The sequence below is a fragment of the Knoellia locipacati genome (genome assembly GCF_007992835.1).
GTDB classification, from domain to species: Bacteria; Actinomycetota; Actinomycetes; order Actinomycetales; family Dermatophilaceae; genus Knoellia; species Knoellia locipacati.
This window is the reverse complement of sequence record NZ_BKBA01000009.1, coordinates 433,435-450,388: the sequence shown is the minus strand read 5'-3', so window position 1 is coordinate 450,388 and position 16,954 is coordinate 433,435. Positions and strand designations below refer to the sequence as shown.

Genomic DNA, 16,954 nt, shown 5'->3' with positions numbered 1-16,954 from the left:
CGGGGGCGGCGCCCGAGCCGGCCCGGGACGCGGAGGTGAGCCAGTGCGAGTCGACCCGGCCTTCACCGTGGAGGTGGACACCGGCACCCTGGCGGTGCACGACCTGACCCCGGGCGCCTCCCGCGCCGACGTGCCGGTCGTCCTCGCGCTGCACGGGGTCACGGCCAACGGCCTCGCCTGGCAGGCCCTGGCCGATGAGCTCGTCCGCCGGCACGGCGTCGGCAGCATCCGTGTCCTCGCACCCGACCTGCGCGGTCGCGCCGCGAGCAGCGGTGTGCCGGGCCCCTATGGCATCGCCGCGCACGCCGCAGACACCTCCGCCATTGCCTCGGCCTTCGGCGGCCACCCCGTCCTCGTCGGACATTCGATGGGTGCGTTCGTCGCCGCCTCGGCTGCCGCCAAGGACCCTGAGCGCTACCGCGGGCTCGTCCTCGTCGACGGTGGCCTCGGCTTCCCCGCCCCCGCCAGTCGTGACGTCGACGCCGCGCTCACCGCGGTCATCGGGCCGGCCATGACGCGGTTGTCGATGGTGTTCGACTCACCCGACGACCACCTCGCGTTCTGGCGACGTCACCCCGCGGTCGGGCCGCTGCTCGCCGGGCCGGGTGGGCTGTGGCTGCGCCGATACCTCGACCACGACCTCGTCGAGTCCCGCGACGGGTGGCACTCGAGCTGTGTGCTCGACGCCGTCCGGGCCGACGGGCGCGACGTCCTCGCCGACCCCGGCACGCTCTCGGCCGTCCACCGCGCGGTCGAGCAGGGAGTCGACACCGAGCTGCTCTGGGCGCAGCGCGGCCTCCTCGACGAACCCCAAGGCCTCTACGACCCGGCCCGCCTGCGCGCGCTCCAGCTCCCGACAGGGCTGCGGACGACGCCGGTCCCGGACTCGAACCACTACTCGGTCATCCTCGAGGCGTCCGCCATCACGTGCCTCGCGGACGCCGTCGACCGTCAGCTCGCGACGAGGTGACGCAGCCGCAGCGCGAGCTGCAGCTCGAGCGCCCGCTCGGGTGACTGCCAGCCGTCGCCGACGAGCCGCGTGATCCGCTCGAGCCGTTGGGCGACGGTGTTGGTGTGCACGTGCAGGCTCGTCGCCGCGTGCCGTGGGCTGGAGCCGGCGAGGAAGTACGCCTCGAGCGTCCCGACCAGGTCGGTGCCGCGCGCGTCGTCGTAGTCGACGAGCGACCCGAGCACCGAGTCGACGTATGCCGTGACCTCGGGTCGGGTGCCCACGATGAGTCCCGCGAACCCCAGGTCCGCAGCGGACGCGCCGTCGCCGCGACGGCCCAGCGCGACGAGGGCCTCGGCCGTCCGCACCGCCTCGGTGTGAGCCGCCGCGAGACCGGCGAGGACCGCTCCGTCGGACTCGACCACGGGTCCTGCCGCACCGACCGTCACGGAGTGGCTGCGGGAGAGTCGAGTCGCGAGCTCGCCTGCGAGAGAGCCGGGTTCGTCACCAGCGACGAGGGTGATGACGTGACCGTCAACCTCACCGACGAGCGCCTGACCTCCAAGGGCCGCGTTGACCGCGAGGACGAGGGAGCGGGCAGGTCCGCCGTCGTCGCGCCTCACGGCGAGCAGGCAGGTGGGCTCACGCAGGTCGAGGCCGGCCGAGCGTGCAGCCGGCACGAGGACACCGGCGTCGCCGTGCCCACCGACCAGGCCGGCCACGAGGTCGGTGCGCTGCTGCTGACGGGCCTCGGCGCGGTTGCGCTCACCGAGCAGCACGAGCGCCGTGACGACCGCGGCCCGCTCGACGGTCCGCTCGTCGGAGTCGTCCATCGTCGAGACGTCGCCGATGGCGAGGTAGCCGATGGGCTCGCCCGTCGCGGTGATGCCGATCGCCCAGACGTCGCCGTCGAGACGGGAGAGACGCACCCCGTCGGCGCGTTCGACGACCTCGGCGGCCAGCGCGTGCAGCGCGTCACCGGTCGGGGGAGTCTCGCCGGCCACGCTGCGCGGCACCCCGTCGTCGTCGAGCAGCAGGGCCCATCCGCCGAGGAGCTGGGAGAGCGACTGCGTGAGGTCGTCGACGCCGCCACCCTCGAGGACGATCTCGGCGAAGCGGTCGTGGGCCGCGGCAGCACGCTCGATCCCCGCGGCATACCGGCTCACGCTCTCGGTCGCCTCGGAGAGCGCGGCGAGCGTGCGCGAGGACTCCTCGACGGCACGCACCTGGACGATGGTCACCGCCGCGAGCGCCGCGAGCGAGCCGAGGAGGGCCACCTCGTCGTGGGTGAAGGGCCGCGGCGTGCGGTTCGAGGCGAAGAGCACGCCGACGAACTCGTCCTTGACGATGAGCGGAGTGCCGCAGATGGCGACGAGCCCCTCGTCGCCGACGGCGCCGTCGATCGAGTGCGTGTGCTTGAACCGGGCGTCGTCGAAGTAGTCGGCGGTCCAGTACGGCTTGCGCGACTGCGCGACGAGACCACCGAGCCCGGCGCCGAAGTCGAGCCGGACGACCTGGAACTGGGCGGACACCGAGCCGGCGGTGGCCCGCATGTAGGTGTCCTCGTGGGCGGGGTCGTAGAGCGTGAGGTAGGCGACGTCGGTGCCCATGAGCGCCCGGGCCCGGCGCACGATCGCGTCGAGCACGACAGAGGGGTCGCTCATCGACGCGAGCTCGCCGGCGGTGTCGACGAGGGCGGCGAGCTGCTGCTCGCGGCGACGCTGGACGTCGAAGGCGCCGGCGATCCGCAGGGCCAGGTCGCGGGCGTGCGGGTCCACGTCGAGGGCGGCGAGGTCGGCCGCCGAGGCTCCTCCGGCGAGCAGCTCGAGCAGGCGGGTTCCTGCATCCACGTCGTCGTGCATGTCGCCGATCCTAGGGGCCCGTTGCGCACGGTGCATGGTGCGGCGAGCCATGACCCTGGCAAGACAGTGGTGGGGGACCCCATGCGGTCGGCACGAGCCCCGCCCTAGGGTGATGCCTCACCGCCTGCAGAACTTCTGCGGTGCGGAGCACAAGGAGGTGCTGGTGAGTCCACGCGCATCGACGTCCGCGTCTACGACGGCGACGGCCGTGTCCACGTCCGGGACGACCATGCTCAGGACGGTCGACCTCACGAAGGACTTCCGCGGGTTCACCGCCGTCAACGCGGTCAACCTCGACGTCGCCGAGGGCATGATCCACGCCCTCGTCGGCCCCAACGGCGCCGGCAAGACGACGCTGTTCAACCTCCTCACCGGCTTCCTCTCGCCGACCTCCGGCCAGATCCTGCTGCGCGGCGACGACATCGCCGGCAAGCAGCCCGAGCAGATCGCCCACATGGGCGTCGCCCGCTCGTTCCAGATCACGAGCCTGTTCGAGCAGATGACGCTCCTCGAGCACCTCGAGCTGGCCCTGGCCTCGCCGACCGGCCTCGGCTACCGGTTCTGGTCCTCGCGCAAGCAGCTCAGCCGCTTCAAGGCGCGGGGCATGGAGCTCCTCGACGAGGTCGGCCTCGCCGACCGCAGCGGCGTCACCGCCGGCTCGCTCGCCTACGGGCAGAAGCGCGCCCTCGAGATCTCGCTCGCCCTGGCCAACGACCCCAGCCTGCTGCTCCTCGACGAGCCGACCGCCGGCATGGGGCTCGAGGACGTCGACCGCACCATCGCCCTGGTCAAGAAGGCGTCGCAGGGACGGACCGTCGTCTTCGTCGACCACAACATGCACGTCGTCGGCTCGCTGGCCGACAGCGTCACCGTGCTCCAGTCCGGCGAGGTGCTCGCCGAGGGCACCTACGACGAGGTCAGGAACGACGAGCGGGTCATCACGGCATACCTCGGGGACGCGGGAGGCGACCATGGCTGAGCAGACGACCACGACGACCACGACGTCGTCGGCGACCACGACCGCACCCCTGCTCACGGTCGAGAAGCTCTCGGCCTTCCACGGTGAGGCCCAGGCCCTGCGCGACGTCTCGCTCGACGTCGCACCCGGAGAGGTCGTCACCCTCGTCGGCCGCAACGGCGCCGGCAAGACGACGCTGCTGCGCTCGATCATGGGCCTGCACAGGAACGTCCGTGGCTCGGTGACCTTCGACGGCGCCACCCTCGACGGCAGGTCCGCCGACAAGCGCGCCCGCGCCGGCCTCGGCTGGGTGCCCGACGACCGCGGCATCTACGCCACCCTCACCGTCGCCGAGAACCTCAGCCTCCCGCCCGTCGTCGACAAGGACGCCGCGTGGAGCCTGGACCGGATCTACGAGCACTTCCCGGTGCTGCGCGAGCGACGCGACTTCCCCGGGACCAAGCTCTCCGGCGGTGAGCAGCAGATGCTCGCCATGGCCCGGCCGCTGCGGGCGGGCTCGCGCCTGCTCCTGCTCGACGAGCCGAGCGAGGGCCTCGCCCCCGTCATCGTCAACAAGATCGGCGAGATCATCCGCGACATCAAGAGCCAGGGCGTGGCGGTGCTGCTCGTCGAGCAGAACGTCAGCTTCGCGGGCACCGTGGCCGACCGCCACAACCTGCTCGCCCAGGGGGAGATCGTCGAGAGCCTCCCCAACGACGAGTTCCGCTCCCGCACCAAGGAGCTGCTCCAGCACCTCGGTATGTAGCCCCGAGTCCGCGCACCTCCGCGCACCTTCACGCAGCTGCGCATCCGCGCACCAGCTCACACCACACCCCGCGGCGCCGTACCCCTGCGGCAGGCCGCACCACACGACAACCGCACGACAACACAGACCGCCGGGCACGGCATACACACCCCAGGAGGGGAACATGCGACACACCAGAATGACCACCCTCGCGGCCATGGTGGCCGGCTCCGGTCTCCTGCTCACCGCCTGCGGCAGCGCCGGCGGCGGCCCGTCCACGGCCAGCGGCAAGATCAGCGACGACAAGATCGTCCTCGCCGTGCTCAACGACCAGTCCGGTGTCTACAAGGACCTCTCCGGCCCCAACTCGGTCGAGGCCGTGAAGATGGCCGTCGAGGACTGGAAGGCCAAGCACAAGGACGACGCGGTCTCCAAGAACATCGAGGTCGTCACCGCCGACCACCAGAACAAGCCCGACATCGCCAACACCAAGGCGCAGGAGCTGTACGACCGCCAGAAGGCCGACATCATCCTCGACGTCCCGACCTCGTCCGCGGCCCTCGCCGTCGCGACGCAGGCCAAGACGAAGAAGAAGGTCTACATCAACATCGGTGCCGGCACGACCGCCCTCACCGGTGCGCAGTGCAACAAGTACACGTTCCACTGGGCCTACGACACCTACATGCTCGCGCACGGCACCGGCGCCACTCTCACCAAGAACGGTGGCAAGAACTGGAACGTCGTCTACCCCGACTACGCCTTCGGCCAGGACATGACCAAGTCGTTCGACGGCCAGGTCACCGCCGCCGGCGGCACCGTCGGCCAGAAGATCCCGACGCCGTTCCCGAACGACAACTTCGCCACCTACATCACCAAGGCCGCGACGGGGAACCCGAACGTCATCGGCACCATGCACGCCGGTGGTGACCTCATCAACTTCGTCAAGCAGTACAACCAGGCCGGCATCAGCGACCAGATCAAGCTCGCCGTGGGCCTCATGTTCATCACCGACATCCACAGCCTCGGCGCCGACCAGTTCAAGGGCGTGACCTTCACCGACGCCTGGTACTGGAACTTCGACGAGCAGAACCGCAAGTGGGCCGACAAGTTCCAGGAGAAGACGAAGACCCGTCCGTCGTTCGCGCACGCCGCGAACTACTCGGCGGCCTTCAACTACCTCGAGGCCGTCCAGGAGGCCGGCTCCGACACCGGTGACGACGTCGTCGCCAAGCTCGAGGGCAAGAAGATCAACGACGTCTTCCTGCGCAACGGCGAGGTCCGCAAGGGCGACCACCGCGTCATCCACGACGTCTACCTCGCCGAGGTCAAGCCGCAGTCCGAGGTCAAGGAGGAGTGGGACTACGAGAAGATCGTCGCCACCATCCCCGCAGCGGAGGCCTTCAAGCCGGAGGCGGAGTCCGGCTGCTCCATGTGAGCCACGGACTCCACCGAACCGGAACTCCTAGAGGTCATCAGAGGTAGGCGATGAGTGCATTCATCCAGTACACGCTGCAGGGTCTGGCGACGGGCGGTTTCTACGCCCTCGCCGCCCTGGGGCTGGCCGTCATCTTCGGCGTCATGGGGGTGGTCAACTTCAGCCACGGCGCCATGTACATGCTCGGTGCCGTCGGTTCGGCCGTGCTCCTCGACGTCGCCGACGTGCCGTTCTGGGGTGCGCTCGTCATCGTGCCCATCCTGCTGTTCCTCTTCGGGATCCTCGTCGAGCGACTGCTCGTGCGATGGCTCCTCGGGCTCGACCCGCTCTACAACTTCCTCCTGACGTTCGGCCTCACGCTGCTCATCGTCGACCTGGTCAAGCGCCGCTACGGCGTCTCCGGGCTGCCGTACCAGCTGCCGGCCGGGCTCGAGGGGCGGATCAACCTGGGCGGGTTGAGCCTGTCGAGCTACCAGCTGTTCGCGGCGTTCTTCTCGGTGGTGCTCTGCGTGGCCGTGTGGCTGCTGCTCACGAAGACGCGGATCGGCATGATCGTGCGCGCCTCCACCGAGGACGCCGAGCGCACCCGTGCCCTCGGCATCAACGTGGGGCGCTGGGTCACGCCGGTGTTCGGCTTCGGCATCGCCCTGGCCGGTGTGGCGGGGGTCCTCGCGGCTCCGTTCCGCGCCATCACCGCCGACATGGGCAGCAACTTCATCATCATCCTGTTCGCCGTCGTCGTCATCGGCGGGCTCGGCTCGATCCTCGGCGCGGTCGTCGCCGGGTTCCTCGTCGGGCTCGTCGAGGCGTACGGCCAGGCCTACGCACCGTCCTTCGCGCAGGTCCTCATCTTCGTCCTCATGGCAGCGGTCGTCCTCGTCCGCCCGGCGGGACTCTTCGGCCGCGAGGAGGCCTCATGAGCGCCCAGCTCACCGACACCACGCGCGTCGAGACCGCGGCGTCGGCAGCACCCGACCGCAAGCTCAACCCGTTCGTGCGGGCCGGGCTGCTCGTCCTCGCGCTGCTCGTCGTGCTCGCCCTGCCCTGGTACATCTACCCGCCGGTGGCGATGGACATCCTCGCGTGGGGCCTGTTCGCCATCTCGGTCGACCTGCTCCTCGGCTTCACCGGCCTGCTGAGCTTCGGCCACGCAGCCTTCTGGGGCACGTCGGCCTACGTCACCGGTCTCATCGCGATCCGGCTGGGCCTGCCCTTCCCGGTCGCCGTCCTCGGTGGCGCCCTCGTCGCCATGCTGCTCGCCATCCCGACCGGCTACCTCGCGGTGCGGCGCACGGGCATCTACTTCGCGATGGTCACGCTGGCCTTCGCACAGATGCTCTTCTTCCTCGCCAACCAGGCGCGGGACATCACCGGCGGCGAGAACGGCCTCCAGGGCATCCCGAAGTCGTTCTTCGGGATCGAGCTCGTCGAGACCGACCCGTTCTACTTCTACTACGCCGCACTGCCGCTCATCCTGCTCGGGGCCTTCGCGGCCTGGCGCACGGTGTCGTCGCCGTTCGGCCGCGTCCTGCTCGCCATCCGTGACAACCCTGCGCGCGCCCGTGCCCTCGGCTACGACGTCGAGCGCTACAAGATCATGGTGTTCGTCATCTCCGCGGGCATCGCGGGACTGGCCGGCGGCGTCTTCTCGGTGAGCCACGGCTTCGCGTCGCTGCAGGAGCTCATCTGGCAGACGTCCGGCAAGGTCGTGCTCATCACCGTCCTCGGTGGTATCGGCACGCTCTGGGGTGGGCCGCTCGGCGCCGCCGTCGTCGTCCTCCTCGAGGACCAGCTCGCGTCGTCGGGCTTCAACGGCATCGGCATCATCACCGGCACGATCTTCGTGCTCATCGTCCTGCTCTTCCGCAAGGGCATCTGGGGCACGGGCGCCGACCTCATCGCCCGGCTGCGCGCCAGCCGCACGTCCTCGGGTCGACGCGATGCTTGACGGTCGCACCGCCCTCGTCACGGGGGCCGGCAGCGGCATCGGCGCGGCGGTCGTCGAGCGGTTCGCCTCCTCCGGGGCGAAGGTCCACGCCGTCGACATCGACGGTGCGGCGCTCGACGAGCTGGTCGCGCGCGTCGGCAGCGACCGCGTCATCCCGTGGGTGGTCGACCTGTCCGACCTCGGCGCGCACGAGCAGCTGCCCACCGACGTCGACGTCCTCGTCAACAACGCGGGCATCCAGCACGTCGCACCCGTCCACGAGTTCCCGGTCGAGGAGTTCGAGCGGATCCACCGGATCATGCTGCTCTCACCGTTCCGGCTCGTGCGTGCCTGCCTTCCTCACATGTATGCCGGGGGCTGGGGTCGCGTCGTCAACGTCTCGTCAGTGCACGGGCTGCGCGCGAGTGCCTACAAGGCGGCCTATGTCGCCGCCAAGCACGGCCTCGAGGGGCTGAGCAAGGTCGTGGCGCTGGAGTCCGGCGACAAGGGCGTCACGAGCAACTGCATCAACCCGGCCTACGTGCGTACCCCGCTCGTCGAGAAGCAGGTGGCCGACCAGGCCGCGGCACACGGCATACCGGAGTCCGACGTGCTCGAGAAGGTCATGCTCACGCCGGTCGCCGTCAAGCGGCTCATCGAGCCGGACGAGGTCGCCGACCTCGCCGCGTTCCTCTGCGGCCCGTCATCGGACTCGATCACGGGCAGCTCGTTCACGATGGACGGCGGCTGGACCGCGCACTGAGCCCGGTCAGGCGCGGCGGCGGCTCGACGTCACGGTGAACTTGCTCGTGCGCTGGACCTGCCGGGTCGAGCCGATGACCCTGTCGAGGATCGGGCGGTAGCCCAGCGACGAGTTCCAGACGCACCACAGCTCGCCACGCGGCTCGAGGGCGCGGGCGGCGTCGGTGAACAGCCGCTCGGCGAGCCCGGTGTGGACGGCGGCGCCGATGTGGAACGGCGGGTTGAGGACGATGAGCCGGGCCGAGGCCGAGGCGACCGTCTCGAGCCCGTCGGCACGCAGGGCCTCGACCCGGTCGCCCACCCCGTTGGCGGCCGCGGTCTCGCGGGTCGACGCCACCGCGGCGGCGGACTGGTCGGTGGCCAGGACGTGCAGACCCGGCCGGGCCAGGGCGAGCGCCGCGGCGACGACGCCGGTGCCGCTGGCCAGGTCGATGGCGCGCTCGGCCTGCGGCATCGACGGGATCTGCTCGAGGAGCAGGCGGGTGCCGATGTCGATGCCGGTCCCCGCGAACACGCCGCCGTGGGCGACGACGGTCAGGCCGGCGTCGTCGTGACGCTCACGGCGCGGCCAGGTCAGGGCCACACCCTCGCGCGGAGCGGAGGCGTGCAGCACCCGCGACTTCTGCCGGGCCAGGCTCGCCTGCACCTGCTGGAACGACTGTGCGAGAACGTCGTTCATCGCCCGTGTCATGTGCTTGACGCGACCACCGGCGACGACGCGGACCTCCGGGTCGGCGTGCGCCGCGACGAGCTGGGCGATCTCGTCGAGCTCGTCGAGCGAGCGGGGGAGCTGCAGCAGGACGAGCCGCGCCCCCGCGACCAGGGAGGCGTCGAGACGGTGGTGGGCGAACGGCATACCGGATCCGTCGTGGCCGAGACCACGACGCTGGGCGTTCGCGACGAGCGCACGCTCGCCCAGGACGCCGTCCTGGTGCACGCGCACCCGCGAGGCGCCGCGCTCGAGCGCTCCGAGCGTCAGCGCCCCGTGGGTGTCGCCGATGACGACGACGTCGTCGGGCCCGCCGGGCAGCGGACCGGCCTCGTCGAGGACGAGGCGGTCGGTCGCGTCCCACGCCTGGAGGTTGCTCGCCTCGACGTCGGGCCAGCGGCGCAGGTCGCTGAAGTCGATCTCGGTGGAGTCGCTCAACGCGGGGTCAGATGTCGCGGAAGATCTCGATGGTGGCGCCCAGGGCGTTGAGACGCTCGGCGAGGTCTTCGTAGCCGCGGTTGATGACATAGACGTTGCGCAGCACCGAGGTGCCGTTGGCGGCGAGCATCGCGAGGAGCACGACGACACCGGGGCGCAGCGCCGGCGGGCACATGACCTCGGCCGGACGCCACTTGGCGGTGCGGCCGGTGATCATGACGCGGTGCGGGTCGAGCAGCTGGACCTGGGCGCCGACCTTGGTGAGCTCGGTGAGGTAGATCGCACGGTTCTCGTAGACCCAGTCGTGGATCATCGTCGTGCCCTCGGCGCACGCCGCGATGAGCGCGAAGAACGGCAGGTTGTCGATGTTGAGGCCGGGGAAGGGCATCGGCGCGATCTTGTCGATCGGGGCCGTGAGCTGGCTCGGCAGGATCGTGATGTCGGCCAGCCGGGTGTGGCCGTTCTTGGCGAGGTACTCGTCGGAGAGCTCGTACTGCAGACCCATGCCGTCGAGGGTCGCGAGCTCGATCTCGAGGAACTCGATCGGCGCGCGCTCGATGGTGATCGAGGACTCCGTGACGACGGCCGCGGCGATGAGGCTCATGGCCTCGATCGGGTCCTCGCTGGGGGAGTAGTCGACGTCGACGTCGATCGACTCGCACCCGGTGACGGTGAGCGTCGTCGTGCCGATGCCCTGCACGTCGACGCCGAGGCGCTGGAGGAAGAAGCAGACGTCCTGGACCATGTAGTTCGACGAGGCGTTGCGGATCACCGTGGTGCCCGGGTGGAGGGCGGCGGCGAAGAGGACGTTCTCGGTGACGGTGTCGCCACGCTCGGTGAGGACGATGGCCTTCTCGGGGCGCGTGTTCTTGTCGACCTTGGCCTCGTAGAAGCCGTGCGTCGCGGCGACGTCGAGGCCGAACGACTGGAGGGTCATGAGGTGCGGCTCGACCGTGCGGGTGCCGAGGTCGCAGCCACCGGCGTAGGGCAGCGAGAACGAGTCGAACTGGTGCAGCAGCGGGCCGAGGAACATGATGACCGTGCGGGTGCGACGGGCCGCGGCCACGTCGATCGACGCGAGGTCGAGGGTCGCCGGCGGGATGATCTCGAGGTCGCTCGTGCCCTCGAGCCAGCGGACCTTGACGCCCATCGAGGTGAGCACCTCGATGATCCGGTTGACCTCCTCGATGCGCGCGAGGTTGCGCAGCGTCGTGCGGCCCTTGTTGAGCAGGGCGGCGCAGAGGAGGCCGACGGCGGCGTTCTTGGAGGTCTTGACGGGGATCGAGCCGGACAGCTTGGCGCCGCCGACGATCCGCAGGTGCTGGGGGCCGCTGTGGCCGAGGGAGACGAACTCGCTGCCGAGGGTCTCGCCGACGCGGGCGAGCATCTCGAGGCTGAGGTTCTGGCGTCCCTGCTCGATGCGGGCGACCGCGCTCTGGCTCGTGCCGAGCTTGTCGGCGAGCTCGTGCTGGGTGAGGCCCTGGTGGCGCCGGGCGTCCCGGATGAGGGTCCCGATTCGAGTGAGGTAGCTGGACTCAGTCATGCAATCCAGCGTATGTCAGATATGAGATAACGCAAGCCAGAGGGGCCTGTCGGAGGTGGGCGGACGGCATACCAGCAGGTCAGGTATGCCGTCCGCCCACCTCGCGTCGTCAGGCCGGGACGCTGGCCACTCCGGCCGGCAGGAGGCGTCGCCCGAGCACCTTCTCGGAGATGCCCTCACGGTCGAGCAGGGGGGTGATGCCACCGTTCCAGAACTGGAAGCCGGCACCCGTGATGAGCGCGAGGTCGATGTCCATCGGAGCCTGCGCCACGCCCTCCTGGAGCATGAGCCCGACCTCCTCGGCGAGGACCGACAGGATCCGCTCGCGGACCTCGGCGACGTCGAGCTCGACGGGGTTCTCGGGGGCGATGTGGGCCGCCTCGACCTCGGGGTCGACGACCGGGCGGCCGTCGACGAGCTGGTAGTAGCCCGGCTTGCCCATCTCGACGATCTTCCGCAGGTTCGGCGAGACGTGGAAGCGGTCACCGAAGGCCCCGTGCAGCGTCTCGCTGTTGTGCAGCGCGATGGCCGGGCCCACGAGGCCGAGCAGCACGAACGGCGGCATCGGCGCGAGACCGGCCACCGCCTTCTCGGCGACGGGCACGGGCGTGCCCTCGTCGACGATCCGGCTGAACTCGCCCATGAAGCGGCCCAGGAGACGGTTGACGATGAACGACGCCGAGTCCTTGACGAGGATCGTCGTCTTCTTCAGGCCCTTGCCGGTGGCGAACGCCGTGGCGAGCGCCGCGTCGTCGGTCCGCTCGCCGGGGATGATCTCGAGCAGCGGCATGACGGCGACGGGGTTGAAGAAGTGCAGGCCGACGACGCGCTCGGGGTGCTGGAGGTCGGCCGCCATCTCGGTGATCGACAGCGAGCTCGTGTTGGAGGCGAGGACGCACTCGGGCGAGACGACGGCCTCGACCTCGGCCCACACCTGCTTCTTGACCGACATCTCCTCGAAGACGGCCTCGATGACGAGGTCGGCGTCGGCGAAGCCGTCCTTGGAGGTCGAGCCGGTGACGAGCCCGGTGAGGTGGTTGGCTCGGTCCCGCCCGATCTTGCCGGCCTCGAGGCTCTTGGCGATCTCGCCGTGGACCCAGGAGACGCCCTTGGCCACGCGCTCCTCGTCGAGGTCGGTCATGACGACCGGCACCCTGAGGTTGCGGGCGAAGAGCAGGGCGAGCTGGCTGGCCATGAGGCCGGCGCCGACGACGCCCACCTTGGTGACCTTGCGGGCCAGGGCCTTGTCGGGTGCGCCGGCGGGGCGCTTGGCGCGCTTCTGCACGAGGTCGAACGAGTAGAGCCCGGCGCGCAGCTCGTCGCTCATGAGGAGGTCGGCCAGCGCCTCGTCCTCGGCGGCGAAGGCCTCGTCACGGGTGGCGGTGCGCGCCGCCTCGACGAGCGCGAGGGCGCGCAGAGGGCCGGGGGAGCGGCCGGCGGTCTTGGCCAGGACGAGTCCCTTGGCCGCCTTGAGGGCCGCTGCCCACTCGGCCTCGTCGCGCGAGACCTCGGGGCGCTCGACGGTGGTCTCACCGGAGATGACGCGGGCGGCCCACGCGATCGACTCCTCGAGGAAGTCGGCCGGCTCGAGGAGCACGTCACCGAGACCCAGCTTCGCGGCGGCGGGGCCCGAGAGCATGCGGTTGGTGTTCATCGGGTTCTCGATGATGACCTTGAGCGCGTTGGCGGGGCCGACGAGGTTGGGGAGCAGGTAGCACCCACCCCAGCCCGGCACGAGCCCGAGGAACGTCTCGGGCAGGGCGATGGCCGGGACGCCGGCGCTGATCGTCCGGTAGTCGCAGGAGAGCGCGACCTCGACGCCGCCCCCCATGGCGGCACCGTTGACGAACGCGAACGTCGGGACGGGCAGGTCCATGATCGCGGCGAACGCGGCGTGGCCGGCCCGGGCGATCTCCAGCGCCTGGTCGCGGCTGCTCACCGTGGGGACGCCGGAGAGGTCGGCGCCGACGGCGAAGATGAACGGCTTGCCGGTGATGCCGACCGCCTGGATCTCGCCGGCCTCGGCGCGCTGGCGGAGGGTGTCGACGGCGGCGTGGAGGCCGGCGATGCCCTCGGGGCCGAAGGTGTTGGGCTTGGTGTGGTCGAAGCCGTTGTCGAGCGTGATGAGGGCGAGGATCCCGGCGTCTCCGGCGAGGGCGACGTCCTGGACGAGGGCGCGGGTGACGACCTCGCCCCGCGGTGCGCGCTCGGCGGACGCCGGTGCGTCGAGAGTGGTGGTGTCGGCCATGTCAGGCGTCCTTCCCGTAGTCGGCGTGGTGCGGGTTCTCCCAGATGACGGAGCCACCCATGCCGATGCCGATGCACATCGCGGTGAGCCCGTAGCGGACCTCCGGGTGCTCCTCGAACTGGCGCGCGAGCTGGGTCATGAGGCGCACGCCGGAGGAGGCGAGTGGGTGGCCGGTGGCGATGGCGCCGCCGTACTCGTTGACGCGCGGGTCGTCGTCGGCGATGCCGAAGTGGTCGAGGAAGGCGAGCACCTGCACGGCGAACGCCTCGTTGAGCTCGAACAGCCCGATGTCCTCGATGGTGAGCCCGGCCTTGGCCAGGGCCTTCTCGGTGGCGGGGACCGGGCCGATGCCCATGACCTCGGGCTCCACGCCGACGAAGCCGTAGGTCACGAGTCGCATCTTCACCGGGAGGCCGAGCTCCTCGGCGGCGGTCTCGGAGGCGAGGATGCACGCGGTCGCGCCGTCGTTGAGACCCGCGGCGTTGCCCGCGGTCACGGCGCCGTGCGGACGGAACGGGGTCTTGAGCCCGGCGAGCTCCTCGACGGTGGTGCCGGGGCGCGGCGGCTCGTCCTTGGTGGCCAGACCGGCGCCGCGCTCGGAGTGGCGGGTCGCCATCGGCACGAGGTCGGGTTGGATCTTGCCCGCCTCGTAGGCCTTCGCGAGCTTGGTCTGGCTGCCCACGGCATACGCGTCGGAACGCTCCTTGGTGAGCTGCGGGAACCGGTCGTGGAGGTTCTCGGCGGTGTTGCCCATCGAGAGCGCGGACTGGTCGACGAGCTTCTCGGCGAGGAGGCGCGGGTTGGGGTCGATGCCCTCACCCATGGGGTGGCGGCCCATGTGCTCGACGCCGCCGGCGATGGCGATGTCGTAGGCGCCGAAGCCGATCGAGCTCGCGACGTTGGTCACCGCGGTCATCGCGCCGGCGCACATGCGGTCGACGGAGTAGCCCGGGGTCGTGTTGGGCAGGCCGGAGAGCAGGGCGGCGAGGCGGCCGAGCGTGAGGCCCTGGTCGCCGGTCTGGGTGGTCGCGGCGATGGCGACCTCCTCGACGCGGTCCTTGGGGAGCTGGGGGTTCCTGTTGAGCAGCTCGCGGATGCAGCGGATGACGAGGTCGTCGGCGCGGGTCTGGGCGTACATGCCCTTCTCGCCGGCTTTGCCGAACGGCGTACGCACGCCGTCGACGAAGACGACCTCATTCAGGGTGCGGGGCACGGTGGGGCCTCTCTGGTCGGAGATGTCGGTGGTGCTCCGCTCAGGCTACTAAGCGCCCGCTTAGTCGGGTATGCCGGTCGGCCGTGAGAGCCGTCACCTCACGGGTCCGGGCCACGTGCGTCTGCGACTTCGGTTGCTAGAGCCACCACTTCCGCAGACGCAGCCAGGCCGGTGCGCGACTGATTGCCCGTGTGGGACACCTCGCAGGCGCTCGGCGTCCCACACGGGCAATCAGTCGCGGCGTCAGTCGGCGTCGGGGTGGGCCTCGACGGCCCGGGCGAGCATCGGCGCGACGATGTCGGCCTGCCACTGGCGCACACCGAGCCCGAGCAGGGCCTCGGTGAAGCCGTCGGCGTCCGGCGTGGTCGGCGGTCGCCACAGGACCCGGCGCAGGGGGTCGGGCGAGCAGACGTTCTCGACGGGGATCTCGTGCTGCTCGGCGTATGCCGTGAGCTCGGCTCGCGCGTCCGTCAGCCGGGCCGCGGCCACCGGGTCCTTGTCGGCCCAAGAGCGTGCGGGCGGCGGGCCGTCGGAGCGCAGGGTGCGCTGAGGCAGGTCGGCCTCGTCGATGGCCTCGGCGCGCTTGACAGCTGCGACCCACTGGCGGCCGTAGCGGTTGATGGCGCGGTGACCGCTCGGCAGGTCCGACACCGAGGTCGGCGCGGCGGCGGCGATCGAGATGAGCCCGGCGTCGGGCAGCACCCGGCCGGGCGAGGTGTCGCGGTCCTGGGCGATGTCGTCGCGGGTGAACCAGAGCTCGCGCACGACGGCGATGCCGCGGCGGCTGCGGATGGTGTTCATGCCGCTGGTGCGCCGCCAGGGGTCGACCTTCTCGGTCGGCTTCCACGACAGCAGCGACTCGAACTCCTGACGTGCCCACTCGGACTTGTCCTGACGGGCGAGGTCGACACCCATGAGGTTGCGCAGCTCGGTGAGGACCTCGACGTCGAGCGCGGCGTAGCGCAGCCACGGCTCGGGCAGGGGGCGGGTCGACCAGTCGACGGCCGAGTGCTCCTTGGCCAGGGCGAGACCAAGGTAGTGCTCGACCACGGCGGCGAGCCCGACGCGGGGGAGGCCGAGCAGGCGTGCGGCGAGCTCGGTGTCGAAGAGCTGGCGCGGGCGCAGGCCCACCTCGGCGAGGCAGGCGAGGTCCTGGGTCGCGGCGTGCAGGATCCACTCGGCGCGTCCGATCGCGTCGTCGAGCGGGCTGAGGTCGGGGCAGGCGATGGGGTCGATGAGCCATGTGCCCGAGCCCTCGCGCCGCACCTGGACGAGGTAGGCGCGCTGGCCGTAGCGGTAGCCCGACGCGCGCTCGGCGTCGACGGCGACGGGACCCTCACCGGCGGCGATGGCGGCGGCCGCCTCGCTCAGGCCGCGCTCGGTCTCGACGACGTGGGGCACACCCTCGGCCGGCTCGTCGAGCGGGATCGGCGGCGGGGACTGGGGAGCAGGCGGCTGCGCCTCGGCGTCGGTCGCGTCGACGACGTCGGACGCGTCGACGACGTCGGACGAGCCCGTGTCGTCGGGCCCGGTGGAGTCGGGGCCCATCAGCGCCGGGGCCCGGGGAGGGCCACGACACCCTCGGGCAGCGGGGGGAGACCCGCGATCGTGCAGAGGAGGTCTGACCACGCCAGCAGGTGGGTGCCGGCGTCGGGACCGATCGGGGTCCACGACGCGCGGACCTCCATCTCGACGCTGGCCGGGCGGTCGGACAGCCCGGCGAAGCTCTGGCTCACGACCCGCGTCACGGTGCCGGCCTCGGCCGTCGCCTCGACCCCGCGACCCGCGAGGGCGTCGACGAGCCAGGTCCAGCCCACCTCACCGAGGAGGGGGTCGGCGGCGAGCTCCGGCTCGAGCTCGGCGCGGGCGAACGTCACCGCGCGCCACTCGCCACCCCACGGCTCGGGCGCCGACGGGTCGTGCAGGAGGACGAACCGACCGGATGCGAGCTCCTCGTCGTCGCCGGCGGAGCCGAGCACGTCGGCGGTGAGCGCGACGGCATACGGAGCGATGCGCTGGGGTGCGGGCACCTCGGTGATCCGGACCTCCGGACGCAGCCGGACGTGCCTCAGGGCCTCGAGCGCCGCGGTGAACTCCGGGGACTCGCGGCCGGGAAGGGAGCGGGTTGCCACCCCATGAGGGTATGCCGGGAGGCCGGGTTTCGC

Annotated in this window: 14 protein-coding genes; 7 read left to right on the top strand and 7 right to left on the bottom strand. The window is 71.1% G+C overall.

The window, feature by feature from the left end; all coding sequences use genetic code 11:
* The first annotated feature begins 43 nt into the window (after positions 1-43).
* Positions 44-970, top strand: a complete 927-nt coding sequence (locus tag KLO01_RS13715; RefSeq protein WP_147066025.1) for an alpha/beta hydrolase — start codon at positions 44-46, stop codon at positions 968-970.
* Here the strand turns inward: KLO01_RS13715 and KLO01_RS13710 are convergent.
* Positions 952-2,811, bottom strand: a complete 1,860-nt coding sequence (locus tag KLO01_RS13710; RefSeq protein WP_147066023.1) for a helix-turn-helix domain-containing protein — start codon at positions 2,809-2,811, stop codon at positions 952-954. The genes KLO01_RS13715 and KLO01_RS13710 overlap by 19 nt on opposite strands.
* Before the next feature lie 163 nt (positions 2,812-2,974).
* Between KLO01_RS13710 and KLO01_RS13705 the strand changes: the two genes are divergently transcribed.
* The 6 genes from KLO01_RS13705 to KLO01_RS13680 all read left to right on the top strand — a co-directional run bounded on the left by KLO01_RS13705 (position 2,975) and on the right by KLO01_RS13680 (position 8,639).
* On the top strand, positions 2,975-3,790 hold the full coding sequence (locus KLO01_RS13705; protein ID WP_246136215.1) for an ABC transporter ATP-binding protein: 816 nt from the start codon (positions 2,975-2,977) through the stop codon (positions 3,788-3,790).
* On the top strand, positions 3,783-4,535 hold the full coding sequence (locus tag KLO01_RS13700) for an ABC transporter ATP-binding protein (RefSeq protein WP_222611981.1): 753 nt from the start codon (positions 3,783-3,785) through the stop codon (positions 4,533-4,535). The genes KLO01_RS13705 and KLO01_RS13700 overlap by 8 nt, the downstream gene beginning before the upstream one ends.
* Positions 4,536-4,698: 163 nt before the next feature.
* Positions 4,699-5,949 (top strand): ABC transporter substrate-binding protein, encoded by a 1,251-nt coding sequence (locus tag KLO01_RS13695; protein ID WP_222611980.1) that lies wholly within the window; start codon positions 4,699-4,701, stop codon positions 5,947-5,949.
* 50 nt (positions 5,950-5,999) lie between these two features.
* Positions 6,000-6,869 (top strand): branched-chain amino acid ABC transporter permease, encoded by an 870-nt coding sequence (locus KLO01_RS13690; protein ID WP_147066019.1) that lies wholly within the window; start codon positions 6,000-6,002, stop codon positions 6,867-6,869.
* Positions 6,866-7,897: a branched-chain amino acid ABC transporter permease gene (locus KLO01_RS13685; protein WP_147066017.1), complete on the top strand. Its 1,032-nt coding sequence runs from the start codon at positions 6,866-6,868 to the stop codon at positions 7,895-7,897. The genes KLO01_RS13690 and KLO01_RS13685 overlap by 4 nt, the downstream gene beginning before the upstream one ends.
* Positions 7,890-8,639: a 3-hydroxybutyrate dehydrogenase gene (locus tag KLO01_RS13680; protein ID WP_147066015.1), complete on the top strand. Its 750-nt coding sequence runs from the start codon at positions 7,890-7,892 to the stop codon at positions 8,637-8,639. Before KLO01_RS13685 ends, KLO01_RS13680 begins: the two co-directional genes overlap by 8 nt.
* A 6-nt stretch (positions 8,640-8,645) precedes the next feature.
* On the opposite strand, the gene KLO01_RS13675 is transcribed toward KLO01_RS13680, so the two are convergent.
* The 6 genes from KLO01_RS13675 to KLO01_RS13650 all read right to left on the bottom strand — a co-directional run bounded on the left by KLO01_RS13675 (position 8,646) and on the right by KLO01_RS13650 (position 16,921).
* A complete protein-coding gene (locus KLO01_RS13675) occupies positions 8,646-9,785 on the bottom strand; it encodes a class I SAM-dependent methyltransferase (RefSeq protein WP_246136214.1) in 1,140 nt (379 codons plus the stop codon).
* Positions 9,786-9,792: 7 nt separating this feature from the next.
* Entirely contained in the window at positions 9,793-11,328 is a 1,536-nt protein-coding gene (locus tag KLO01_RS13670) for a helix-turn-helix domain-containing protein (RefSeq protein ID WP_147066011.1), read from the bottom strand.
* Positions 11,329-11,437: 109 nt separating this feature from the next.
* A complete protein-coding gene (locus KLO01_RS13665; protein ID WP_147066009.1) occupies positions 11,438-13,576 on the bottom strand; it encodes a 3-hydroxyacyl-CoA dehydrogenase NAD-binding domain-containing protein in 2,139 nt (712 codons plus the stop codon).
* A gap of 1 nt (position 13,577) precedes the next feature.
* Entirely contained in the window at positions 13,578-14,789 is a 1,212-nt protein-coding gene (locus KLO01_RS13660; RefSeq protein ID WP_147066007.1) for a thiolase family protein, read from the bottom strand.
* Positions 14,790-15,032: 243 nt separating this feature from the next.
* On the bottom strand, positions 15,033-16,337 hold the full coding sequence (locus KLO01_RS13655) for an HRDC domain-containing protein (RefSeq protein ID WP_147066005.1): 1,305 nt from the start codon (positions 16,335-16,337) through the stop codon (positions 15,033-15,035).
* Positions 16,337-16,921 (bottom strand): DUF3000 domain-containing protein, encoded by a 585-nt coding sequence (locus KLO01_RS13650; protein ID WP_147066004.1) that lies wholly within the window; start codon positions 16,919-16,921, stop codon positions 16,337-16,339. Before KLO01_RS13650 ends, KLO01_RS13655 begins: the two co-directional genes overlap by 1 nt.
* Between the last annotated feature and the right edge of the window lie 33 nt (positions 16,922-16,954).

Excerpts from the sequence above, each read along its gene's own strand:
- KLO01_RS13655 (WP_147066005.1), bottom strand. The coding sequence starts at position 16,337 with ATGGGCCCCGACTCCACCGGGCCCGACGACACGGGCTCGTCCGACGTC.
- KLO01_RS13690 (WP_147066019.1), top strand. The coding sequence starts at position 6,000 with ATGAGTGCATTCATCCAGTACACGCTGCAGGGTCTGGCGACGGGCGGT.
- KLO01_RS13665 (WP_147066009.1), bottom strand. The coding sequence starts at position 13,576 with ATGGCCGACACCACCACTCTCGACGCACCGGCGTCCGCCGAGCGCGCA.
- KLO01_RS13685 (WP_147066017.1), top strand. The coding sequence starts at position 6,866 with ATGAGCGCCCAGCTCACCGACACCACGCGCGTCGAGACCGCGGCGTCG.
- KLO01_RS13700 (WP_222611981.1), top strand. The coding sequence starts at position 3,783 with ATGGCTGAGCAGACGACCACGACGACCACGACGTCGTCGGCGACCACG.
- KLO01_RS13710 (WP_147066023.1), bottom strand. The coding sequence starts at position 2,811 with ATGCACGACGACGTGGATGCAGGAACCCGCCTGCTCGAGCTGCTCGCC.
- KLO01_RS13680 (WP_147066015.1), top strand. The coding sequence starts at position 7,890 with ATGCTTGACGGTCGCACCGCCCTCGTCACGGGGGCCGGCAGCGGCATC.
- KLO01_RS13695 (WP_222611980.1), top strand. The coding sequence starts at position 4,699 with ATGCGACACACCAGAATGACCACCCTCGCGGCCATGGTGGCCGGCTCC.
- KLO01_RS13670 (WP_147066011.1), bottom strand. The coding sequence starts at position 11,328 with ATGACTGAGTCCAGCTACCTCACTCGAATCGGGACCCTCATCCGGGAC.